The sequence below is a fragment of the Methylocystis sp. Uni0008 genome (genome assembly GCF_056838045.1).
Map to the genome: position 1 here is coordinate 3,554,444 of NZ_CM166370.1, position 21,097 is coordinate 3,575,540.

At 63.4% G+C, this 21,097-nt stretch carries 19 protein-coding genes; 10 read left to right on the plus strand and 9 right to left on the minus strand.

The genetic code is table 11. The features are described 5' to 3' along the window. A complete protein-coding gene (locus tag AC0X69_RS17630) occupies window positions 1-810 on the minus strand; it encodes a protein-disulfide reductase DsbD domain-containing protein (protein ID WP_482609306.1) in 810 nt (269 codons plus the stop codon). A 91-nt stretch (window positions 811-901) separates the two neighbouring features. Between AC0X69_RS17630 and AC0X69_RS17635 the strand changes: the two genes are divergently transcribed. After that, complete coding sequence (locus AC0X69_RS17635) at window positions 902-1,546, plus strand: YqgE/AlgH family protein (RefSeq protein ID WP_482609308.1); 645 nt, start codon at window positions 902-904, stop codon at window positions 1,544-1,546. Between the two features lie 3 nt (window positions 1,547-1,549). Here the strand turns inward: AC0X69_RS17635 and AC0X69_RS17640 are convergent, their stop codons facing one another. Genes AC0X69_RS17640 through AC0X69_RS17655 form a run of 4 tightly spaced genes read right to left on the minus strand, consistent with a single transcriptional unit; the run spans window position 1,550 to window position 4,696 of the window. Beyond that, a complete protein-coding gene (locus tag AC0X69_RS17640) occupies window positions 1,550-2,053 on the minus strand; it encodes a GNAT family N-acetyltransferase (protein ID WP_482609310.1) in 504 nt (167 codons plus the stop codon). Further along, a complete protein-coding gene (locus AC0X69_RS17645; RefSeq protein ID WP_482609312.1) occupies window positions 2,050-3,099 on the minus strand; it encodes an aldo/keto reductase in 1,050 nt (349 codons plus the stop codon). Before AC0X69_RS17645 ends, AC0X69_RS17640 begins: the two co-directional genes overlap by 4 nt. A gap of 9 nt (window positions 3,100-3,108) precedes the next feature. After that, window positions 3,109-3,822, minus strand: coding sequence for a hypothetical protein (locus AC0X69_RS17650; protein WP_482609313.1), 714 nt, complete (start codon window positions 3,820-3,822; stop codon window positions 3,109-3,111). Between the two features lie 37 nt (window positions 3,823-3,859). Continuing rightward, window positions 3,860-4,696 carry a hypothetical protein gene (locus AC0X69_RS17655; protein ID WP_482609315.1) on the minus strand — a complete coding sequence of 279 codons (837 nt, stop codon included), beginning with the start codon at window positions 4,694-4,696 and terminating at the stop codon, window positions 3,860-3,862. A gap of 275 nt (window positions 4,697-4,971) precedes the next feature. Between AC0X69_RS17655 and AC0X69_RS17660 the strand changes: the two genes are divergently transcribed. From AC0X69_RS17660 to cysN, 7 genes are read left to right on the plus strand one after another with little or no spacing between them, the layout of a single operon-like run. Further along, on the plus strand, window positions 4,972-5,343 hold the full coding sequence (locus AC0X69_RS17660; protein WP_482609317.1) for a 2Fe-2S iron-sulfur cluster-binding protein: 372 nt from the start codon (window positions 4,972-4,974) through the stop codon (window positions 5,341-5,343). Further along, window positions 5,343-5,660: a DUF2849 domain-containing protein gene (locus AC0X69_RS17665; RefSeq protein ID WP_482609319.1), complete on the plus strand. Its 318-nt coding sequence runs from the start codon at window positions 5,343-5,345 to the stop codon at window positions 5,658-5,660. Before AC0X69_RS17660 ends, AC0X69_RS17665 begins: the two co-directional genes overlap by 1 nt. Then, complete coding sequence (locus tag AC0X69_RS17670) at window positions 5,657-7,381, plus strand: nitrite/sulfite reductase (protein ID WP_482609321.1); 1,725 nt, start codon at window positions 5,657-5,659, stop codon at window positions 7,379-7,381. Before AC0X69_RS17665 ends, AC0X69_RS17670 begins: the two co-directional genes overlap by 4 nt. Further along, a complete protein-coding gene (locus tag AC0X69_RS17675) occupies window positions 7,365-7,871 on the plus strand; it encodes a DUF934 domain-containing protein (RefSeq protein ID WP_482609323.1) in 507 nt (168 codons plus the stop codon). Before AC0X69_RS17670 ends, AC0X69_RS17675 begins: the two co-directional genes overlap by 17 nt. Next, complete coding sequence (locus AC0X69_RS17680) at window positions 7,868-8,620, plus strand: phosphoadenylyl-sulfate reductase (protein ID WP_482609325.1); 753 nt, start codon at window positions 7,868-7,870, stop codon at window positions 8,618-8,620. Before AC0X69_RS17675 ends, AC0X69_RS17680 begins: the two co-directional genes overlap by 4 nt. Then, a complete protein-coding gene (cysD, locus tag AC0X69_RS17685) occupies window positions 8,617-9,534 on the plus strand; it encodes a sulfate adenylyltransferase subunit CysD (protein ID WP_482609327.1) in 918 nt (305 codons plus the stop codon). The genes AC0X69_RS17680 and cysD overlap by 4 nt, the downstream gene beginning before the upstream one ends. A 1-nt stretch (window position 9,535) precedes the next feature. After that, window positions 9,536-11,164 carry a sulfate adenylyltransferase subunit CysN gene (gene cysN / locus AC0X69_RS17690; RefSeq protein WP_482609329.1) on the plus strand — a complete coding sequence of 543 codons (1,629 nt, stop codon included), beginning with the start codon at window positions 9,536-9,538 and terminating at the stop codon, window positions 11,162-11,164. A 4-nt stretch (window positions 11,165-11,168) separates the two neighbouring features. On the opposite strand, the gene polA is transcribed toward cysN, so the two are convergent. Continuing rightward, window positions 11,169-14,159 carry a DNA polymerase I gene (gene polA, locus AC0X69_RS17695; protein WP_482609331.1) on the minus strand — a complete coding sequence of 997 codons (2,991 nt, stop codon included), beginning with the start codon at window positions 14,157-14,159 and terminating at the stop codon, window positions 11,169-11,171. A 95-nt stretch (window positions 14,160-14,254) separates the two neighbouring features. Between polA and aroC the strand changes: the two genes are divergently transcribed. After that, window positions 14,255-15,337, plus strand: a complete 1,083-nt coding sequence (gene aroC / locus AC0X69_RS17700) for a chorismate synthase (protein WP_482609333.1) — start codon at window positions 14,255-14,257, stop codon at window positions 15,335-15,337. Between the two features lie 118 nt (window positions 15,338-15,455). Here aroC and AC0X69_RS17705 read toward each other — a convergent pair whose 3' ends face one another. The 3 genes from AC0X69_RS17705 to AC0X69_RS17715 are packed head-to-tail and all read right to left on the minus strand — an operon-like array spanning window position 15,456 to window position 20,187. Continuing rightward, window positions 15,456-17,141: an AMP-binding protein gene (locus AC0X69_RS17705; RefSeq protein ID WP_482609335.1), complete on the minus strand. Its 1,686-nt coding sequence runs from the start codon at window positions 17,139-17,141 to the stop codon at window positions 15,456-15,458. Window positions 17,142-17,189: 48 nt separating this feature from the next. Continuing rightward, complete coding sequence (locus AC0X69_RS17710; RefSeq protein ID WP_482609337.1) at window positions 17,190-20,030, minus strand: AMP-binding protein; 2,841 nt, start codon at window positions 20,028-20,030, stop codon at window positions 17,190-17,192. After that, on the minus strand, window positions 20,011-20,187 hold the full coding sequence (locus AC0X69_RS17715; protein WP_482609339.1) for a hypothetical protein: 177 nt from the start codon (window positions 20,185-20,187) through the stop codon (window positions 20,011-20,013). The genes AC0X69_RS17710 and AC0X69_RS17715 overlap by 20 nt, the downstream gene beginning before the upstream one ends. Before the next feature lie 412 nt (window positions 20,188-20,599). Here AC0X69_RS17715 and AC0X69_RS17720 point away from each other — a divergent pair, with 412 nt between their 5' ends. Next, a complete protein-coding gene (locus AC0X69_RS17720; RefSeq protein WP_482609341.1) occupies window positions 20,600-20,992 on the plus strand; it encodes a hypothetical protein in 393 nt (130 codons plus the stop codon). Window positions 20,993-21,097: the final 105 nt, after the last annotated feature.

Here is a 21,097-nt window from a genome sequence, read left to right on the forward strand (position 1 = left end):
TCACTCGAGCCGCGCCGGGGCCTCGAAAGCGCCGGCGTCGGTGACAATGGTGAGCGTCGCATCGGCGGCCTTCGCAGGCGCATCGCCGGAAAACAGCTTGAGTTCGAAACCTTCTCCGACGCGCGCGCTCTCGATGAAGAACGGCGAGTCCGCTTCGGCGAAGACATCCTCGGCCTTGCCGGGCCCCAGGTAGCGCAGCCGCCACGATCCTTCTGCGCCGCTCCGCGAGAGCGCGAAACGCTTCTTCGCTTCCGTCGCGGAAAGCTTTTTGGGCACCAGCCGTTCGGCTTCTGCGATCTCGGCGGCGTGTGGCGAAGCGCCATCACGCGGCAGTTGCAGCGACAGATCGGCGCGCGCCGGCAGACAGATCTTTCCGCATGACGCGTAGTCGAGCGCGAGATTGAGCGTCACCGGCGCGTTCGGATCGCGCGCGGTGACCTTCAACGGCAGAATGACCCGAGAAGCGTAGCCCGCGACGATGGTTCCCGCTTCGTCGATATGTTTTGGGACGGGAAAGGACGGTTCGACCTTCGCGACGTTGACGGACTTTGAGAAATCGAAGGTGGGCGCGGAGCCTGCTTCGCCAGGCTGGCGCCAATAGGTGATGGTTTCGGGATCGAGCGCGATCTCGACGGCGGCCCGATATGAGCCGCTCTGCGGCGGACCTGCGGAAAGGAGCCGAGCGCTCGACGCGGCGCTCTTAACGACCGCAGAGGCGAAGCTCGCCTGCTCCGCGAGCGACACCGTCGCCACTCCCTGCGCGAGCGTGACCGCTAGCGGCGCGAACCAAAAGAATTTTGAGCGCATCATGCTCCTGCCGCGCCCCGTCCCGTAGTCAAGGCAGTTAGTTACGTGATTTGCGCCGCTTGTCCTGAGGGCGCGGCGGGCGTAGCATGACCCTATGAGGCCGAGCGGCAAGAAGCAAGATTTTGCAGCAGGCGAGCGCCACAGCGGTCGTCCTGGCGAGCGCCGCTTTCTCGACGGCCAATTGCTGGTCGCCATGCCGAGCATGCTGGATCAGCGTTTCGCGCGATCTGTGATCTATCTCTGCGCCCATTCCGAAGAAGGCGCGATGGGCATCGTCGTCAACCAGCCGGCGCGTGTGCGCAATTTCCCCGATCTGCTCGTGCAACTGCAAGTGATCGCGCCGCAGGAGCGCATCAGCCTGCCGAGCCGCGCGGAAGATATTCAGGTGCTGTCGGGAGGGCCGGTGCAGACCGACCGCGGCTTCGTGCTGCATTCGCCGGATTTCTTCCTGGATAATTCCACATTGCCGATCGACGACGGCGTCTCGCTTACGGCGACGATCGACATTCTGCGCGCCATCGCCGCAGGCCAAGGTCCCGACCGCGCGCTGCTCGCGCTCGGCTACGCCGGCTGGGACGCGGGCCAGCTCGAAGAAGAGATTCAGCGCAACGGCTGGCTGAACTGTCCGGCCGATCCCGCTTTGCTGTTCGACCGCGACCTCGAGACGAAATATGCGCGCGCATTGCGCTCGATCGGCGTCGATCCCCAACGACTGTCGACGCACGCCGGACACGCGTAAAGGTCAGCCGCCGCCGAGCCGATTGAAGGCTGGCGCATAGTCGATCCGCCCCTCCTTGATCGGAAGCCCGCCGTTGAGCGCCAGCGCCATGAAATGCGGCCCCGAATATGGCGAGCCGAACCCTGCCGCAAGCTCTGGTCGAAATCCGAACCGGCCGTAAAAAGCGCCGTCGCCCAACACAAAAACCGCGCGCCATTGCTCGTTCTGGGCCTGCGCCAAGCTCCAACGCAGAAGCGCGCTGGCGACGCCTTTGCGTCGGCGCGCCGCGTCGACAGCGACGGGACCGAGACCCAGCGCCGGGAAGGGAGCCTTCATCCGGGACAGGGCGGCGTAGCCGACGATGTCTCCGTTCATGGCGGCGACGCAGCCCGAAACCAGGTCGCCTTCCTCGCGCAGCGCCTCGACGAGTTGGGCCTCGCCGGGTTGTCGGAAGGCCGCGCAGAGCAGGTCGCGTATCGCCGGATAGTCCTTTGGCGTTTCCTTGCGAAGAGTTGCGCCTTCGCTCACGGCGCAGGGTTGCTGTGCAGAGCGTGAATCGCGTCGATGCGCCGCTCGATTTCAGGCGTGATCCTGAACGCCGTCGATGCAAGGTCGGTCTTGAGCTGCTCCATCGTGGTCGCGCCGATGATATTCGAGGTCACGAAGGGCCGCGACGTCACGAAGGCGATTACGAGCTGCGCGGGATCGGCGCCGATATCCTTCGCGAGCGCCAGATAGGCGTCGATCGCCTGTTCGACTTCCGGCTTCTCATAACGCTGCGCCCGCTCGAACAGCGTCGTGCGGGCGCCGGGCGGCCGCGCGCCGCCCTGATATTTGCCGGTGAGGTACCCTTGTGCGAGCGGCGAATAGGCGAGCAAGCCGACGCGCTCGCGCTCGGCGAATTCGGCGAGTCCGATCTCGAAAGTGCGGTTGATGAGGTTGTAGGCGTTTTGAATCGAAACGACGCGCGGGCCATGGCCGAGTTCGGCGGCGCGCAGGAAACGCGCCACGCCCCAAGGCGTTTCGTTGGAAAGGCCGATGTGCCGAACTTTGCCCGCCCTGACCAACCGCGCCAGCGCTTCGAGCGTCTCTTCGATCGGAATTTCCTCGCGCCTCGTGGGGCGGCGGTAGACCGTGCCGCCCGCGCCCCAAAGCGGCAGCGATCGATCTGGCCAATGCAGCTGGTACAGGTCGATGTAATCGGTCTGCAGCCGCTTGAGCGATCCTTCGACCGCCTGGTCGATGTTCCTGGCGTCGAGAACCGTCCCGCCGCCCCAGGGACGCAGCCAGTCGGCGCCGCCGCGCCCCGCGACCTTCGTGGCGACGATCACCTTGTCGCGGTTCTTTCGCGCGGCGATCCAGCTTCCGATGACGCGCTCAGTCGAGCCTTGAGTCTCGCGCCGCGGGGGAATGGAATAGATTTCCGCCGTGTCAACGAAGGTGACGCCGCGCTCGAAGGCGTAGTCCAGTTGCGCATGGCCCTCGGCCTCGCTGTTCTGTTCGCCCCAGGTCATTGAGCCGAGACAGATTGCGGAGACGGAGAGATCGGTGTTTCCGAGCTTGCGGTATTCCATGACCGGCCCTTAGCGAAGGCATTCGCTCGACTGCAGCGCAAGCCGCAGTTCGAAGCTCTGGAACTGAGTATAGATCGGCAGGAGCCAGGCTTTGAGCGCCGTTCGAACCACGATGGACATTTCCGGCGGCGGCTCCCGCACGAATCGAGATAGCGAAAGATTGACGTCGTCGAGCGCTCGCGCAATCGGCGCCTCAAGACGCGGAATCACGAATTTTCCGCTTGAAGGATAACGCGCAAGGATCGCGAAGGAGTCGCGGCCGAGCGGCGAAACGCCGGGATTGTGAATGAGGTTCATGGTGAGATTGGGCCATGTGGTTTTAAGCGCCAGCGCGCTGTTCGCCGAACGCGCCGTGGCGTCGGTCTGGAAGAGAACGATCGGCTCCACGCCAAGCCGCTGCGCTTCTTCGAGAAAGCCGATTTCGGCGATTGTCGAGAACAGGCGTTCATAGGAGCGATGCCAGACATCGACGATCTTCGGCCGTTCGTCGGCGACGAGCAGGCGATCGAAGAGCGAGATCTGTCCCCTGACCTCGCTCAGGTCCACGATGCGCGTCCGTTCGGGAAACAGCAGCGCATAGAGCGGCTCGCGGCAAACCGTATCGAAGCCCTCCACGGCGACGTTACGCGAGAGGTAATAATCCGTGAGCAAACGCGCCGCCGTCGTCACGCCCGTTTGCGACCGCGGCGAGCAAACGAAGAACGCTAATGTGCGGCGCGTCATGTGGCCTTCGCGGAGACAATGCGCGCCGCCGCGACCTTTATCGCCTTTTTTCGCCGATCAATTCGAGAAGGCCGACTCTTTCGAACTCGTCGGCGACCCGCGCGAGCCAGGTTCGGACATACCCCCGCAGCACGAAGGAATGCTCCGCCGGCTGGCGTTGGGCGTCCTGATTGGCGATGAACGTCGAGAACGGCGTGCCGGAAAGCTCCACCTGCTCATAGGCAAGCTCGCTGAGTTTGGGGATCGTGATTTCGCCCGTTGTGACGACGTCCTCGAAATATTTCGCGTGAGTTTGCGGATCCCACTCGAAGAAGGTCGTGTCGTTGACGTGATTCTTCACCATGAAATAGTTGGCGTCCGCGACATAGGGCGCGATCTCGGCGATCTCCTCCAGCGACGCGATGGAGGGTCCGATCACATGCAGCAGAATGAACCGGAATTCGCCGCCTTTCACCGCATCGAAAAAGCCGATCTCGTCGAGCGCCGAGAGCGCGGGACTCAGGCCGCCGGCCCGAACGTCGATGACGCTGACTTTCGCCTGCGACGTATTCAGCGTGTCGATGATCTTCATCTGATCCGCCGGTTCGGTCAGATTGACGATCATCGTCTCGTCGGGGTGAAAGCGGTGAAGGGTTCCGCGCGGCGTCTCGGTGTCGAACGCGCGGGCATGAATGTCGTTGAGCGACAGAAAGTCGAGGATGGCTCTGGCGATCGTCGTCTTGCCGACGCCGCCCTTGTCGGCGCCAACGACGATCACGGCCGGCCGAACGGCGCCGTTCGAGGCAGGCGCCTGAGGCTCGGCCGTTCGTCCACGACGCTCCGGCTCCCGCTTCGCTGGCGCTTCCCTGGTGATTTTGACCGGCTTTTTAACCATGGGGGCTCCTGTAGGAATTCGCGCTGGCGCCGCTGCTATTGGATGGCAAGAGCTTAACAAACATGGTTTTCGGCGCTTGTCATGCGCTGATTCAGCTAGCCGCGGATGGCGTTTCAATTGTGACGCGCATCAAACAACGTTAATATGATGTGAATATTGTTAAGCTCCGCAATTCGATCGTGAATTGACATTCGTGCGGTTTAGAGGTTTATGCGTTCGAAATACAGAACGTCCGCGGCTGCTCGCCGGCGCGGACCAGTCGGCGCGTCAAAGACATGAGCAACATCGAGAACATCGTTGCGCAGCGGCCCGCTGAATCCTCGCAGCAGAGTCTGCCGACTTTGCATGTCGAGGATCGCGACGGCTTGGTCCACGAGCTCGAAGCCGTGGAAGGCTGGCGGCTGATGGAGATTTTGCGCGACCATGGCGTCGGCATGGACAACACCTGTGGCGGCGCGCTCGCATGCGCCGAGTGCCACGTCATCCTGGACGCCGACTCGGCGCGCCGCGTGCCGCCGCCGCGCGAAGAGGAAATCGAAAAACTCGACGAATTGCCGATGATTTACGAAAACTCGCGTCTCTCCTGCCAGATCATCTGGTCCGACGACATGAGCGGCCTTCGGTTGAAGCTCGCGCAGGAGACGTGATGCCCGCCTTCAAACATCCGCAGATCCTCGTCGCCTCCAAGCTCACGGACGGCGAAGTCGTGTTTCTCGGTCCGACAGGCTGGGAGGACGACCATCGCCGCGCGCGCGTCGCGCAGAATGCGCAGGAGGCGGCCGCGCTCGAAGCCTCCGGCAAGCGCGACATCTCGGACAACCGGGTCGTCGACGTTTATCTCGCAGACGTCGAGATCGGGAGAGACGGCGCGCCGACGCCATTGCATTATCGCGAAAGGATGCGCGTGAAGGGACCAAGCGTTCGCCTCGACCTCGGCAAGCAAGCGAGCAGAGGCGCGCCATGACGGCGATTGATGTGCGGGTGGCGCAGCGGGCCAACGCGCCGATGACCACCTACCGCTACGACCAATATGACGCGGCCTTCGTCAGCGAGCGCGTGGCGGAGTTTCGCGAGCAGGTAAGCCGGCGGCTTTCGGGCGCGTTGTCGGAAGAGGAGTTCCGCCCCTTCCGGCTGATGAACGGGCTCTATCTCCAGCTCCACGCCTATATGCTGCGCGTCGCGATACCCTACGGCACGCTGACCGCGCGGCAGATGCGCCGTCTCGCCGACATCGCCGACAAATGGGACAGGGGCTACGGCCACTTCACGACGCGCCAGAACCTGCAGTACAACTGGCCCAAGCTCGTCGATACGCCGGACATTCTGGAAGCGCTCGCCGAAGTCGAGATGCACGCGATCCAGACGTCGGGCAACTGCATCCGCAATGTGACGGCTGACCATTTCGCCGGCGTCGCGCCGGACGAGATCGAAGATCCGCGGCCGACGGCCGAGTTTCTGCGCCAATGGTCGAGCCTGCATCCGGAATTCTCGTTCCTGCCGCGCAAGTTCAAGATCGCCGTGACGGGCGCCGCGCATGACCGCGCCGCGATCATGGTGCATGACATCGGCCTGCGCATCGTCACGAACGACGCTGGCGAGATCGGCTATCAGGTCGTTGTCGGCGGCGGTCTCGGCCGATCGCCCTTCGTTGGCAAGGTCGTCGGCGAATTTGTGCCGCGCCAGGATCTCCTCGCCTATCTCGAGGCGATCATGCGCGTCTATAACCGCTTCGGCCGGCGCGACAATAAATACAAGGCGCGCATCAAAATCCTTGTCCACGAGAAGGGGCTCGAGGAAATCCGCGCCGCCGTCAACGCCGAATTCGCGGCGATGGACCGTTCGGTTTTCTCCCACGACCCGGAAGAATTCGAGCGCATCGCCGCTTTCTTTGCGCCGCCGCCTTATGAAACTCTGCCGGCGACATCCGCCTTGCTGCGCGCCGCGAAACTGGAAACGCCAGCCTTCGCCAATTTCGTTGACGTTAACGTCAGCGCGCACAAGATCCCTGGCTACGCCATCGTCACCGTTTCACTGAAGCCGATCGGCGGCATTCCCGGCGACGCCACGTCCGATCAGATGCGTGTGCTCGCCGACGCGAGCGAGCGCTTCGGTTTCGGCGAACTGCGCGTCAGCCATGAGCAGAACATCATCCTGCCGCATGTGAAGCAGGACGATCTCTTCGCGCTCTGGCGCATGCTCGACGCCGCCGGGCTCGCGACGGCGAACGCCGGCCTCGTCTCCGACATCATCTCGTGCCCGGGCCTCGACTATTGCTCGCTGGCCACCGCGCGGTCGATTCCTGTCGCACAGGCGATTTCGCAGCGTTTTTCAGACATGTCCCGGCAGCGGCGGATCGGTAAGCTCGGCATCAAGATTTCGGGCTGCATCAACGCCTGCGGCCATCATCATGTCGGCGCGATCGGCATTCTCGGTCTCGAGAAGAAGGGACAGGAATCCTATCAGATCACGCTCGGCGGCGATCCGACCTTTTCCGCGTCGATCGGCGAAATCCTGGGACCGGGCGTCACCGCGGACCAGGTGCCGGACGTCATCGAACATCTCGTCGATTTCTATCTGGCCGAGCGTGAAGAAGGCGAAACCTTCATCGACGCGTGGCGGCGCATCGGTCATTCGCGGTTCAAGGACGCCTTGCGTCGGGAGGGCGAAGATGGCGCTGATATCTGACGGCCGCTTCGTCGAGGACTCATGGCGGCGTCTCGCCGATGAGGAAGCGCTGCCGAAGGCCGGCAAGGTTATCGTGTCGTTGCCGCGACTCGAACATGCGCTCGAGGTCCTCGGACCGGCGTCGACGCTTGGCGTGATCGTTCCCAACACGACGGAGCCGTCGGCCCTCGCGGCGGCGCTGCCGCGACTCGGCCTCGTCTCGATCGCTTTTCCTGCCTTCGCAGACGGCCGCGGCTTCTCTCTGGCGCGGCTGTTGCGCCGGGCGCGGTTTCAGGGCGAGTTGCGCGCGAGCGGCCGGCTCGTCGCCGACCAATACTCCCATGCGCTTGGATGCGGCTTTGACACGATCGAAATTCCCGACGATCTCGCCGATCGCCAGGACGAAGGACAGTGGCGCGCCGCGCTCAACGCCTATTCGATGAGCTATCAGCGCGGCTACGCGGGGCGCAGCTCGATTCTCGAAGCGCGCCGGAGGGCCGCGCGCTCATGAAGCCGTCGATCGCTGAAACGCTCGCGCCGCGACTGGCGCCGCTCGACCTCGATCATCGTCTGTTGCTCGTTCGCGAGTTCATTCCCGGCCGGATCGTGTTCACCACGAGCTTCGGCGTCGAGGATCAGCTCATCGCGCATTCGATCTTCACGCAAGGGCTTGATATCGACGTCGCGACGATCGACACGGGTCGACTCTTTCCGGAAACCTATGAGCTGTGGGAGCGCACGGAAGCGCGCTACGCGCGGCGCATTCGCGCCGTCTATCCGCAGGCCGCGCCGCTTGAGGCGCTGATCGAAGAGCAGGGGATCAACGGCTTCTACAAGGCCGTCGAGGCGCGCAAGGCTTGTTGCCACGTGCGCAAGGTGGAGCCGCTGTCGCGGCTGCTCGCGGGCGTTTCGGCATGGGTGACCGGGCTTCGGGCCGATCAGTCGCAGGCGCGGGCCGATGCGCCGCTTATCGCCTTTGACGAGACGCACAGGCTGCTCAAGCTCAATCCGCTCGCAGATTACACGCGCGACGCGATCGTCGCCGCGGTCGAGGAGTATTCAGTGCCGATCAATGACCTCCACGCCAAGGGCTTTCTGTCGATCGGCTGCGCGCCATGCACGCGCGCGGTGCTGCCCGGCGAAAGCGAGCGCGCCGGCCGTTGGTGGTGGGAGGAAGACAATAAGAAGGAATGCGGCCTCCATGTCGGCGAAGACGGCGTGTTGCGCCGCGGGCCGGCGCCGCAGGAGGCGCGTCCATGACGGCGCTCGCCACGCGTTCGCTCGGCCATCTCGATCGACTCGAAGCCGAGAGCATCCACATCATGCGGGAGACGGTCGCCGAGTGCGAGCGGCCGGTGATGCTCTATTCGATCGGCAAGGATTCAGCGGCGATGCTGCACGTCGCCATGAAGGCCTTCTATCCCTCGAAGCCGCCGTTTCCGCTGCTCCATGTCAATACGACATGGAAATTTCGCGAGATGATCGAATTCCGCGATCGTCGCGTGAAGGAGCTCGGCGTCGAACTCATCGAATACATCAATCCCAAAGGGATTGAGATGAACATCAGCCCGTTCGTCCATGGCTCGAAGCTTCACACCGAGATCATGAAGACGGAGGCGTTGAAGCAGGCGCTGGACAAATACAAGTTCGACGCCGCTTTTGGCGGCGCGCGGCGCGACGAGGAAAAATCCCGCGCGAAGGAGCGGGTGCTGTCCTTCCGCACGGCGCAGCACCGGTGGGATCCGAAGAATCAGCGGCCGGAATTCTGGCGCCTCTACAATACCCGAAAGGCGCCCGGCGAGAGTCTGCGCGTGTTCCCGATGTCCAATTGGACCGAGGCGGACATCTGGGATTACATCGCGCGCGAGAACATTCCGGTCGTGCCGCTCTATTTCGCCAAGGAACGGCCCGTCGTGCGCCGCAGCGGCACGCTCATCATGGTCGATGACGCGCGCATGGAGCTCGCGCCCGGCGAAACGATCGAACATAAGATGGTGCGTTTTCGCACGCTCGGCTGCTATCCGCTGACGGGCGGAATCGAGAGCGATGCAGCGAGCCTCGAAGAGATCATCACAGAGATGCGCGAAAGCCGCTCATCGGAGCGCCAGGGGCGTCTGATTGACCACGACGGCTCCAGCTCGATGGAACAGAAGAAGCAGGAAGGGTATTTCTAACATGCATGGCGCCGTCGCTGCCGCATCGCCGTCGCGCGCGTCCGCGCGACTGGTCGGCGAAAAGCCGCTCTTGCGCTTCATCACCTGCGGCTCGGTCGACGACGGCAAATCGACCCTGATCGGTCGTCTGCTGTATGACGCCGATCTAGCGCCCGACGACGTCATCGCGGCGCTCGAAACCGATTCGAAGAAGCACGGCACCCAGGGCGAAGCGCTCGACTTCGCATTGCTCGTCGACGGGCTGGCGGCCGAGCGCGAGCAGGGCATCACCATTGACGTCGCCTATCGTTATTTCGCGACGGACAGACGCAAGTTCATCGTCGCCGATACCCCCGGCCACGAGCAATATACCCGCAACATGGCCGTCGGCGCTTCGACCGCCGATCTCGCCATCCTGCTTGTCGACGCGCGCAAGGGAATTCTGCCGCAAACGCGCCGACACAGCGTCATCACCTCCATGTTCGGCGTCCGCCATGTGGTCGTCGCGGTCAACAAGATGGACCTCGTCGGCTACGACGAAAATGTTTTCCGCAAGATCGAAGCGGATTTCCACGCCTTCGCCGACAATCTTCGCTTCGCCTCCATCTATGTCGCGCCGCTCGTCGCCAAGGACGGCGACAATCTCGTCCACCGCAGCGCGAATATGCCCTGGCACGACGGACCGCCGCTGCTCTCCTATCTCGAAGGCGTCGCCGTGGACGACGCCACGCGGATCGCGCCGTTCCGCATGCCCGTGCAATGGGTGAATCGACCCAATCTGGATTTTCGCGGATTTTCCGGCTTCATCAGCGGCGGCAACATCCAGCCGGGCGATATCGTGCGCATTCTGCCCTCGGGACGCGATACGCGCGTCGCGAGGATCGTGACCTTCGACGGCGATCTCGACAGCGCCGTTTCAGGCCAATCGGCGACTCTCACGCTCACCGAGGAAATCGACGTTTCGCGCGGCGATCTTCTGTGTTCGCCGGTATCGCCAGCAAAGACCGGCGACCGTCTCGAAGCGAAGCTGTTGTGGCTGGTGCGTGAGCCTCTCGTCGTCGGCAAGAGCTACCTGTTGAAGCTCGGAACGAAGACGGCGCCGGCGGCGGTGACGGCGGTCGACGCGCGGCTCAACATTGAAACTGGCTTGCCGCAGCCGCTCCCCGGAGGATCGACGCTCGGCTTCAATGAGATCGGCGAGGCGCGCCTGTCGCTCGAGACGGTGATCGCCTGCGATCTCTACGTCGAGAATCGCGAGACCGGCGGGTTCATTCTGATCGACCGCATCACCAATGAAACGGTTGCGGTCGGCATGGTGAAGTCGGTCGCGGCGTCGAACGGGCGCGCCGCGCCGCCGCTGACCGAACTCAGCTACGCTTCTATGGAAGGCCTGACGCTGGCCCGCGAGTCGTTCAAGCCGACTCCCGTTCGCAGCCTCGTCAAAGCGCTGTCCTGGCTCGCCCCCGCAAGCGTTTCGACCTTCCTGATCGTGTACGCCTTCGTTCAAAGCGCGGGGCTCGCGGCCCAGATTACCGGCGTGGAAATGCTGGCGGTCGTTGCGCTCTATTATGTCCACGAACGATTCTGGTCGCGACTGAAGTTTGGACTGGAGACAGAAGAAGCGCAGGACGGGGTCGATCCAGGTCTGTGAAGCGTCAGTGCGCCTCGTCCCAGTTGGTGGCGGCGCGCGCGTCGACTTTGAGCGGCACGGCGAGGTGGACGGAAGGCGCTGGCGCCTGCTCCATCACTCGGCGCGCGACGTCGATGGTCGCCTCGGCTTCATTCGCAGGCGCTTCGAACACAAGTTCGTCATGCACCTGCAGAAGCATCTGCGCGGTGAGACCGGCGTGGGTGAGCGCATCATCCATCCGTATCATGGCGCGGCGGATGATGTCGGCGGCCGCGCCCTGAATCGGCGCATTGATCGCGGCGCGCTCATAGAAGGCGCGGTCTGACGCATTGGCCGAACCGATGCCGGGGAAGTGATAGACGCGGCCGAAAATGGTCGAGACTGCGCCCTTCTCGCGCACCGTCTTGCGCGTCGAATCCATATAGTCGCGAATGCCTGGAAAGCGTTCGAAATAGCGCTTAATGTAGGCTCTCGCCTCTTCGCGCGGAATGCTCAGCTGATTGGCGAGTCCGAAGGCGGAAATGCCGTAAATGATGCCGAAATTGATCGCCTTGGCGCGGCGGCGCGTTTCGGCGGGCATATCCTTGATCGGCACGTTGAACATTTCGCTCGCCGTCATCGCGTGAATGTCGAGATTTTCGGCGAAGGCGCGTCTCAGCTGAGGAATGTCGGCGATATGAGCGAGCAGTCTCAATTCGATCTGCGAATAGTCCGCAGAAATCAGCACATGGCCGGGCGTCGAGACGAAGGCTTTGCGGATTTTGCGGCCAGCCTCGTTACGCACGGGAATGTTCTGCAGATTGGGCTCGGATGAAGAAAGCCGTCCCGTCGTCGTGGCGGCGAGCGCATAGCTCGTGTGCACGCGGCCGGTTTCCGGATTGATATAGCCGGGCAAGGCGTCGGCGTAGGTGCTCTTGAGTTTGGAGACTTGCCGCCAGTCGAGAATGCGTCGCGCGAAATCATTGCCCGAACTCGCGAGGTCTTCGAGAACGCTCGCCGACGTCGACCAGGCGCCCGTGGCGGTCTTTTTCGCGCCAGGAAGCCCCATCTTGCCGAAGAGAATATCGCCCAATTGCTTGGGCGAGCCGAGATTGAAGCTCTCGCCGGCAAGATCGAAGATCTCGGCCTCGAGACGCGCCATGTCCTGCGCAAATTCTCCGGAAAGGCGCGACAACATCGCGCGATCGACGGTGACGCCCCTGCGCTCCATGCGCGCGAGCGTCGCCACCATCGGCCGCTCCAGCGTTTCATAGACGGCGGTCATGCGTTCGGACGAGAGCCGCGGCTTCAGCACGCGCCAAAGGCGTAAGGCGACATCCGCCTGCTCCGCCGCATACTCCGTCGCTGCGGTCAGCTTGGCGCGGGCGAAGCCGACGAAATTGCGGCCCGACCCGGCGACGGAGGCAAAGGTCAGCGCCTCGTGGCCGCAATATTTGCGCGCAAGCTCGTCGAGGCCGTGATCGCCACGTCCCGAGTCCAGCGTGTAGGACATGAGCATCGGGTCGTCGATCGGCGCGACATCAATGCCGTAGCGCGAAAGGACGAGCAGATCGTGCTTCACGTTATGCGCGATTTTGAGGATCGAGCGATCTTCGAAGAGCGGCTTCAATCGGGCGAGAGCGGCCTCGAGCGGGATCTGCCCCTCTGCCAAATTGGTGCCGGCGAACAGGTCGGCGGACTCGCCTGTTCGATGCTGTAGGGGCGCGTAACAGGCGTGACCCGGCGCCGTCGCCATTGAGACGCCGATCAGTTCGCAGCGCATCGGGTCTGGCAGGCTCGTCTCGATGTTGATCGCGACGAGTCCCTCGCTTGCGGCTTGCGTGATCCAGTGATCCAAACGGTCGGTCGAGGCGATCGTTTCATAAGTCGACCGGTCGATCTTTGTCGCCTTCGCCTCGACGAGACGCGCGGAGACGAGGCTCGCGGGCGTGAGGGCGTCGCTCGTCTGTTTCCCTGGTTTCGGCGCTTCCGCCGCGGCTGGCGAGATCTCGGACGGTTCGCCGCCGCGCCCGCGCCAGCCGGCGGCGCCGACAAAGCCGGGGTCGGCCGCAATCTCATGCGCATCGACGCCATACATCTCAGCAACCCGGCGGGTGATGGTGGTGAATTCCATCGCCTGCAGAAAGGCGATCAGCTTCGCCGCGTCCGGCTGATGAAGGCCGAGATCCTCAAGCGGCGTTTCGAGAGGCGCGTCGCGCACGAGTTCGCAAAGCTTCTTCGAAATTAGAATCCGCGCGACCGCGTCGGGCTCGGTTAAGGCCTCGCGGCGCTTCGGCTGCTTGATGCCGGACGCCTTGGCGAGCAGCGTTTCGAGATCGCCATATTCATTGATGAGCTGGGCGGCGGTCTTGACGCCGATGCCCTTCGCGCCCGGCACATTGTCCGTCGAATCGCCGGCGAGCGCCTGCACGTCGACAACTTTGTCCGGCGTGACGCCGAAATAGTCGACGACCTCGGCTTCGCCGATAAGGCGTTCTTCGCGCGCGCCTTTCGTTCCGGCCGTTCCCGAGGCGGGATCGTACATTCTGACGCCGGGCCCGACGAGCTGCATCAGATCCTTGTCGGCGGAGACGATCAGCACGTCGGCGCCCTTGGCCTGCGCCTGCGTCGCATAGGTGGCGATGAGATCGTCGGCCTCGTAGACGTCCTGTTCGATGGGGGTGAGGCCGAACGCCCGCACCGCGGCGCGCATCAGCGGAAACTGCGGAATGAGATCGTCCGGCGGCTCCGTGCGGTGCGCCTTGTAGTCCGGATAAAGATCTTTGCGGAAGGAATGCTCGCTCTTGTCGAAGATGATGGCGAGGTGCGTGGGCTTCACGCCGGCGGCGCCCTCGCGCACGAACTGCAATAGCTTTGTGCAGAAAAGCCGCACGGCGCCGGTCGGCAGCCGGTCCGTGCGATAATTATATTTCGCATCCTGCCGGATCGACTGGAAATAGGCGCGAAAGACGAAGGAAGAGCCGTCGACGAGGAAGATATGGCTGCCGGGGCCGACGGGCTTATGCGTGAGGGTCATGCGCCTATCTTAACGGCGCGCGCGCGCCGCGTCATGGCGCCGTCGCCTGAAAGGCGGCGGTTTGACCGGCGCCGGCGTGCGGCCTAGAAGACCGCATGTCCCACAACAGTTTCGGCCACCTTTTCCGCGTCACGACCTTCGGCGAGAGCCACGGCCCGGCGCTCGGCGCGATCGTTGACGGATGTCCGCCGAAAATTCCGCTCGAAGCGGGAGATCTCCAGGGCTATCTCGACAAGCGCAAGCCCGGACAGTCTCGCTTCACCACGCAGCGACGCGAGACGGATGAGGTGAAGATCCTTTCGGGCGTCTTTGCCGACCGCGACGGCCGGCAGGTGACGACCGGAACCCCGATCGCGCTCGTGATCGAGAATACCGACCAGCGCTCCAAGGACTATGGCGAGATCGCCGACAAATATCGCCCTGGCCACGCCGATTACGTCTATGACGCGAAATATGGCGTGCGGGACTATCGCGGCGGCGGGCGGTCGTCGGCGCGCGAAACCGCGGCGCGGGTCGCCGCCGGGGCGGTCGCGCGCAAGGTGATCGCCGGGGTGACGATTCGCGGCGCGCTCGTGCAGGTTGGCCCGCACAAGATCGATCGCGCGCAATTCGATTGGGCGGAGGTCGAGCGCAATCCGCTTTTCTGCCCCGACGCGCGCGCGGCGGCGTTATGGGCCGATTATCTCGATGACGTGCGCAAGGACGGATCGTCCGTGGGCGCGGTGATCGAGATTGTCGCCGAAGGCGTTCCCGCCGGCTGGGGCGCGCCGATCTACGGCAAGCTCGACGCCGATCTGGCCGCGGTGATGATGTCGATCAATGCAGTGAAGGGCGTCGAGATCGGCGCGGGCTTCGCCGCCGCGGAACTCACTGGCGAAGACAACGCCGACGAGATGCGCGCCGGACCGAGCGGACCGCAGTTCTTATCCAACAACGCCGGCGGCGTGCTCGGCGGGATTTCGACAGGCCAACCCGTCATCGTGCGCTTCGCGGTCAAGCCGACTTCCTCGATTCTCACGCCCCGCCGAACAATCGATCGCTTCGGCAATGAGACCGACATCGTCACGAAGGGCCGCCACGATCCCTGCGTCGGCATACGCGCCGTTCCTGTCGGGGAGGCGATGATGGCGTGTGTGCTCGCCGATCATTTCCTGCGCCATCGCGGGCAGGTAGGGTGAGGGGACGCGCGGCTGTCGTCTCTCGCGTGCGGAGCGGATTGTCGCCCTTGATCTCTCCGTCGGATCGAACATCTCGGCGACTTCGGCGCAGTGGACAGGCATCAAAACGCCACCGCCATCACAAGCTCCGCGGTGCGGGCGCGGCTTCCCGCAAGCCGCGCCGCAAAACCTTGCCCAGGCTCGTCTTCGGCAGCTCGTTTCGGAACTCGATGATGTGCGGGAGCTTGTAGCGGGTAAGATATTTGCGACAGTGCGCCTCAAGTTCGGCTTGCGTTAGCGTCACATCGCGTCGCCTGACGACGATCGCCTTGACCCGCTCTCCAGAAACCGGATCGGGGACGCCTACGACGCCAACATCCTGAACTCCGGGATGTCGCGCAAGGACCTCCTCGACCTCGCTGGGATATACCTTAAAGCCAGAGACATTGATCATGTCTTTCTTGCGATCGACGATGCGCACAAAACCGTTTTCGTCGATGGTCGCAATGTCGCCGGTCCGCAGGTAGCCGTCGGAGGTCATGACATTCGCCGTCTCGTCGGGCCTGTTCCAATAGCCCTTCATGACCTGCGGTCCGCGCACGCACAATTCTCCGGCTTCGCCAATGGGCGCATCCGCGCCCTCTTCGTTCCTGATGGCGATATCTGTCGATGGGATAGGCACGCCGCACGATCCATTGAACGCCGTCAGATCGGGCGGGTTGCACGTAACGACGGGCGACGCCTCAGTCAGACCGTAAGCTTCGATCAGAGCTTTGCCGGTGATCGCTTGCCACTTTCGCGCGACGGCTTCCTGCAGCGCCGATCCGCCCGATGCGGCAATACGTAAGCTTGTGAAATCGAGTCGATTGAATTCAGGATTTTCGCAAAGCGCCTTGAACAGCGTGCTGACGCCAGGAAAACAGGTGAACCTGTATTTGGCGAGTTCTCTAACGAGACCGTTGATGTCGCGCGGATTGACGATCAGCACATTGGCCGCGCCAATTTTTATCGCCAGCAGGCAACTGACCGTCAGCGCATAGATATGGAAGAGTGGGATCGCCGTAATCACGACGTCCTGTCCATCCCCCAGCACGGCGCTCAAATGCGCATGGTGTTGCTGAATATTGGCGACGACGTTGTAATGCGTCAGCATCGCCGCCTTGGGCACGCCCGTCGTCCCACCCGTATATTGCAGAAAGGCGATGTCATCGGGCGCGATAGCCGGAGGCGCGAACGCGCGGTGCGCGCCTCGTCGCAGAGCGGCGCGAAAATCGATCGCGCCTGGGATGCTCCACTCCGGCACGAGTTTTTTGACGCGCTTGACCATGAAATTGACGAGCGTTCCCCGTCCCCAACCAAGCATATCGCCGATACGGGTGACGACCACGCGCTCGACTTGCGTCAGGGGCAGAGCCGCCTGCAGAACGGACGCGAAATTCTCAAGGACGATGACAACCTGTGCGCCCGAGTCCGCCAACTGCCGGCTGAGTTCGTGCGCCGTATAGAGCGGATTGCAGTTGACGACGACATATCCTGCGCGGAGCGCGCCCAGCAGCGCAATCGGATACTGAAGAACATTCAACATCATCAGCGCGACACGCGCGCCTTTCGGAAGTCTCGTCTCCTCGCTGAGAAACGCTGCAAAGGACAGCGACAGGCGGTCGACGTCAGCATAGGTGAGCGTTACGCCCATCTGGATAAAGGCCGGCTTGTCCGAATAGCGCGCAACGCTGCGTTCAAACATATCGATGAGGGAGCGATAGGCGTTGACGTCGACTTCCGCAGGAACGCCCGCGCTGTAATTTTTCAACCAGATCCGCTCCATTGCGGTTCATCTCCTGGCGCTCGTCTCAACGAATATTCGAATGGCGTGTCATCCCGTCAACGTCACGCGCTCGTGAGCAAGATCGGGTTCGCCGCAACGCTCCAAAATCTGTCGCCGCGTTGCGTCGCGCAACGCGACCGCGGCCTGAAAGTCATCGCCTCGAGGCTCGATCGGCGCGCCGATATGCACGGCGATAGGACCTCGTCTGAACAGCCATGAATCGCTGCGCAAAATTGACCGGGTGCCGCGTATGGTGATCGGCGCGACCGGAAGCCCCAATTGCACGGCGGTCGAGAACGCGCCGATATGGAAGGCGAGGAGGCCGGGCATGCGCGAAAAAGTTCCTTCCGGAAACCAGGCCAGCCGAATGCCGGCCCGCGCTGACTTCAGAGCGTTCCTCGCGTCGGCGACGCCGCCGGCCGGATCAGATCGGCGCACGAAAATCGCGCCGAGTCGCCGCAAGAACGGACCGGCGACGCGCTGATGCGCAAGCTCCTCCTTGGCGATGAACGAAAGCTCGCCAGGACAGACGGCGATCAGCACGACGCCGTCCAGATAGCTCGAATGATTGGCGATAAGAATGGCGTTCTCTTGTGGGACGGGCGCATCGCTGGTGACCGTGAGCGAACATCCGATCAGGCGGAAAAACAGCCGGGCGGCGGCGCCGACAAGGCGGTGACGCCAGTTCCGCTTTGGCGTCAGCAGCACGGCTGGCCAGACGAAAGCGCCGATCAGAACCAGCACGCTCCACGCGTAGCCGTTATAGGCCGAGATCGCGAAATTCGATGAGAGACGGCGCAGACGAGGCATGACGCCCGACAATGCGACGCGGACAAGCTGCAACTGCGGGCTTTCGCTCTTTGCTTGCAGCCGGCCGGCTTCGAACATGGCGCGAGCAGCGGAGCGTCTGATCTTGCCGCTCGAAGTTTTCGGAATCGTATGCGGCGGCGCGAGAACGACTTCATCGGGCGCGAGATCGAGCAAGGCTTGAGACGTCTCCGTGATCCTCTTGCGCAAAGACGATCGCCGCGCGTCGTCCGTGAGGCGCGTTTCGGCCAGGACAATGAGTCGCTCCGTTCCGGCGCGCGCATCAAGAGCGGGAAAAACGGCGACGCAGCCCTTTCGCGTCCCGTCGAGCGCTCCGACCGCTTCCTCCAGCTCGTGCGGATAGATGTTGCGTCCGGCGCGCTTGATCAGATCCTTGATGCGGCCGGTGATGAAGACGTCGCCGCCCGCGATATAGCCGCGGTCTCCGGTCTCGAGCCAGTCGCCGTCGAACAGCGCGGCTGTCTTTTCAGGATTCTGGAAATATCCTCGCGTCGCAGAGGGGCCGCGAAACTGAATGCGTCCCTCCTGTCGCTCCGGCAGTTCGCGGCTGGCGTCGTCGACGATGCGGATTTCATGATGCGGCAGCGGCCGTCCACAGGCGACAAATGAGACGACGCTGTCGGCTCCCGCAGAGGCGACGCGCGCGACGCCGTCGCGATCGAGCGCCTTGCGATCGACGCGATCGATGAGCGGTCCTCTGCCGAGCGGCGGGAAGGCAAGCCCGACGGCGTTCTCCGCCAGCCCGTAAACCGGAGTCATCATCTCGGGCCGGAAACCGTACGACGCAAACCGCTGAGCGAAACGCGCGAGGGACGTCGGACTCACGGGCTCGGCGCCGTTCATGATCCCCCGCAGCGACGACAGGTCGAGGCCGTTGATCTTGGCGTCGTCGATCGCTTTCAGACAAAGCTCATATGCGAAATTCGGCGCCGCGGAAATCGTCGCCCTGTGCGAATCGATCGCCCAGAACCAGCGCGCCGGATCAGCGAGAAAGGACAGCGGCGACATGATGAGAGCGGGCGCGCCATAGTAGAGACTGCCGAGCCAGCAGCCGATCAGGCCCATGTCATGATAAAGCGGCAACCAGCTGACGACCCTGTCCGCCGACGAGGCCTTCAATACGGCGCCCATGGCGCGAATGTTCGCCAGCAGATTCGCGTGAGACAGCACGACGCCCTTCGGGTCGCCGGTGCTGCCCGACGTGTATTGAATGAGTGCGGTAGCGTCAGGCGCGGCCGGCAGCGGCGCGGGCAAGGGCGATGCTGCGCTTAATTCAGGAATCGTGACAATGTGCCGGAGCGCGCTGACGAGCCCGTATAGCAATCGCCCGACGATCCGAATCTCGTCGTTGGTGATGAGCGCGCTCGCCTCAGCGTTCGACAATATGCCGGCCTGGCGACGAAGATGATCCTCGATCTGCGACAGACGGAATGGCGGGTAGATCGGCACGGGAACGGCGCCGCAGAACAGAACCGCAAAAAAGGCGACGAAGAAATCGCGGCTCGTCGGCAGCATGATCGCGATTCGATCGCCGGGGCCGACTCCGCGTTCAATCAGACCGCCCGCCGCCGCCCGCGCGGCGTGATAGAGGTCGTGATAGGTCAGAGGTTCCGGCGCGCCTTCCGCCCGCCAGAGCAAAACATGCTCGCGGTCGCCGTGAAGTTCGGCGTGACGCGCGAGCGCATCGATCAGCGTCTTCGCCTCGATCGGCTCGCTCACGGCCTCAAGCGTCATCGCCGACGCGGCGCGAAGCGCCACGGGCGCAGCCACGGCTCCTGCCGCGAGAACGGCGTCTACGAGATCGCGAGGGCGGTTGACCTCGCCGATGAGCCTCTCGGGCAGCTGCACCTTGAAGGTGCGGTTGAGCCGCAGCAGAAGCTCCGCCCGCGAAAGGCTGTCGAGCGCGAGATCACGATCGAGGTCGCTGTCGAGCTGCACGAGACGAGAGTCGACGAGATCGGGATGCAATTCGACCACGAGTTCGCGCACGACCTCAAGGACGATCGCTTGCGCTTCTTCCCGAGGGCGCCGCGCGCCGCTTCTAACGTCCGAATTCGCCACGGGCGTAGACTTTCAACTCGAGCGCTGCACGGCGTAGCGGCTGCAGCGAGGCCGCGAGGAAGTAGCCGCCCGTGCTTAGGATGCGCACTGACCAGCCTTTGAATTGCGCCGTCTTCGGTTCTCGCGCGCTCAAGCCGGCGCAAACGCCTTTATGCATCTCAGGCATCCCGCGTGCCGCCATGTTCCGTCGCCGCATCGTTGAACTTATGACAGCGCACCCCATTCGGCGAGCCGATTTCAACACAACGCCTGTGGCGCTTTCCCACAGCCGGCCGCAAACTCGGGGCAGTTTCGGCAAGCAGAGCTTGCCGTCGGCGCGCCAAGGTTATGGCCAAGGTCGGGCATGAAACTGGGGCTCTCCACGTCACGCGATGGGGGCGTGGCGTTCGGAGCCCTGCAACAAGATCGAGAGCGAGATTTCAAATCAATGTTGAGAACAGGCGCGTCGCGGATGATCTTGTCCTGCATCAAATTCGACGCGTCGTTTCGCCGCATGGCGCCGCCGACGCGTTGCTTGACCGCTCGCGCGTTCGAAACCTAACGTTGCCTCTGGAAACCGAGAGGCGGCGGTGGCTCCATTCATTCAGCGGCAGAGTCTGCGCGCGCGCATGTTCGCGGCGATGGTGGCCTGCCTTTTTCTCGCTCAGACGACGGTCGCGGTCGCGCATCTCGCGGCGCTCGGAGAGGGCGGCGTCGTTTTCGGCGCATTTTTTTGCGCGCCGCAAGTCGAAGCGACCGGGAGCGCGCCACCGCCGGCGCCCGACGACCGCACCTGCCAAGGGCTCTGCTGCATTCTTCATGAGAGCGCGCTGGATGCGCCTCCTCTAAAGTCTGACGTTTCAACCGCTGTATTTTTCCCAACCGAAGCCATTCCGCGACCACCGGAAGGTTCGGATCGCGCGCCGCGCATCGAGCCAAAACGCGCGCCCCAGTCGCCACGGGCTCCCCCTCAGCAGGGCTGAGGCTTTTCTCGCGACAAATCCTTTCAGAGCAGGCCCGCGACGCGATGGCCATGCTGCGATAGTCGTGCGCTCGCGAGAGAGCTCTTCAGTTAATTCACCGTCCAG

What these genes read in the sequence shown, in the direction of transcription:
- AC0X69_RS17660 (WP_482609317.1), top strand. Translation starts at nt 4,972, where the DNA reads ATGAGCAACATCGAGAACATCGTTGCGCAGCGGCCCGCTGAATCCTCG.
- polA (WP_482609331.1), bottom strand. Translation starts at nt 14,159, where the DNA reads ATGACCCTCACGCATAAGCCCGTCGGCCCCGGCAGCCATATCTTCCTC.
- AC0X69_RS17715 (WP_482609339.1), bottom strand. Translation starts at nt 20,187, where the DNA reads ATGCATAAAGGCGTTTGCGCCGGCTTGAGCGCGCGAGAACCGAAGACG.
- AC0X69_RS17670 (WP_482609321.1), top strand. Translation starts at nt 5,657, where the DNA reads ATGACGGCGATTGATGTGCGGGTGGCGCAGCGGGCCAACGCGCCGATG.
- cysN (WP_482609329.1), top strand. Translation starts at nt 9,536, where the DNA reads ATGCATGGCGCCGTCGCTGCCGCATCGCCGTCGCGCGCGTCCGCGCGA.
- AC0X69_RS17675 (WP_482609323.1), top strand. Translation starts at nt 7,365, where the DNA reads ATGGCGCTGATATCTGACGGCCGCTTCGTCGAGGACTCATGGCGGCGT.
- cysD (WP_482609327.1), top strand. Translation starts at nt 8,617, where the DNA reads ATGACGGCGCTCGCCACGCGTTCGCTCGGCCATCTCGATCGACTCGAA.
- AC0X69_RS17665 (WP_482609319.1), top strand. Translation starts at nt 5,343, where the DNA reads ATGCCCGCCTTCAAACATCCGCAGATCCTCGTCGCCTCCAAGCTCACG.
- AC0X69_RS17635 (WP_482609308.1), top strand. Translation starts at nt 902, where the DNA reads ATGAGGCCGAGCGGCAAGAAGCAAGATTTTGCAGCAGGCGAGCGCCAC.
- AC0X69_RS17680 (WP_482609325.1), top strand. Translation starts at nt 7,868, where the DNA reads ATGAAGCCGTCGATCGCTGAAACGCTCGCGCCGCGACTGGCGCCGCTC.
- AC0X69_RS17655 (WP_482609315.1), bottom strand. Translation starts at nt 4,696, where the DNA reads ATGGTTAAAAAGCCGGTCAAAATCACCAGGGAAGCGCCAGCGAAGCGG.
- AC0X69_RS17630 (WP_482609306.1), bottom strand. Translation starts at nt 810, where the DNA reads ATGATGCGCTCAAAATTCTTTTGGTTCGCGCCGCTAGCGGTCACGCTC.
- aroC (WP_482609333.1), top strand. Translation starts at nt 14,255, where the DNA reads ATGTCCCACAACAGTTTCGGCCACCTTTTCCGCGTCACGACCTTCGGC.
- AC0X69_RS17705 (WP_482609335.1), bottom strand. Translation starts at nt 17,141, where the DNA reads ATGGAGCGGATCTGGTTGAAAAATTACAGCGCGGGCGTTCCTGCGGAA.
- AC0X69_RS17645 (WP_482609312.1), bottom strand. Translation starts at nt 3,099, where the DNA reads ATGGAATACCGCAAGCTCGGAAACACCGATCTCTCCGTCTCCGCAATC.
- AC0X69_RS17650 (WP_482609313.1), bottom strand. Translation starts at nt 3,822, where the DNA reads ATGACGCGCCGCACATTAGCGTTCTTCGTTTGCTCGCCGCGGTCGCAA.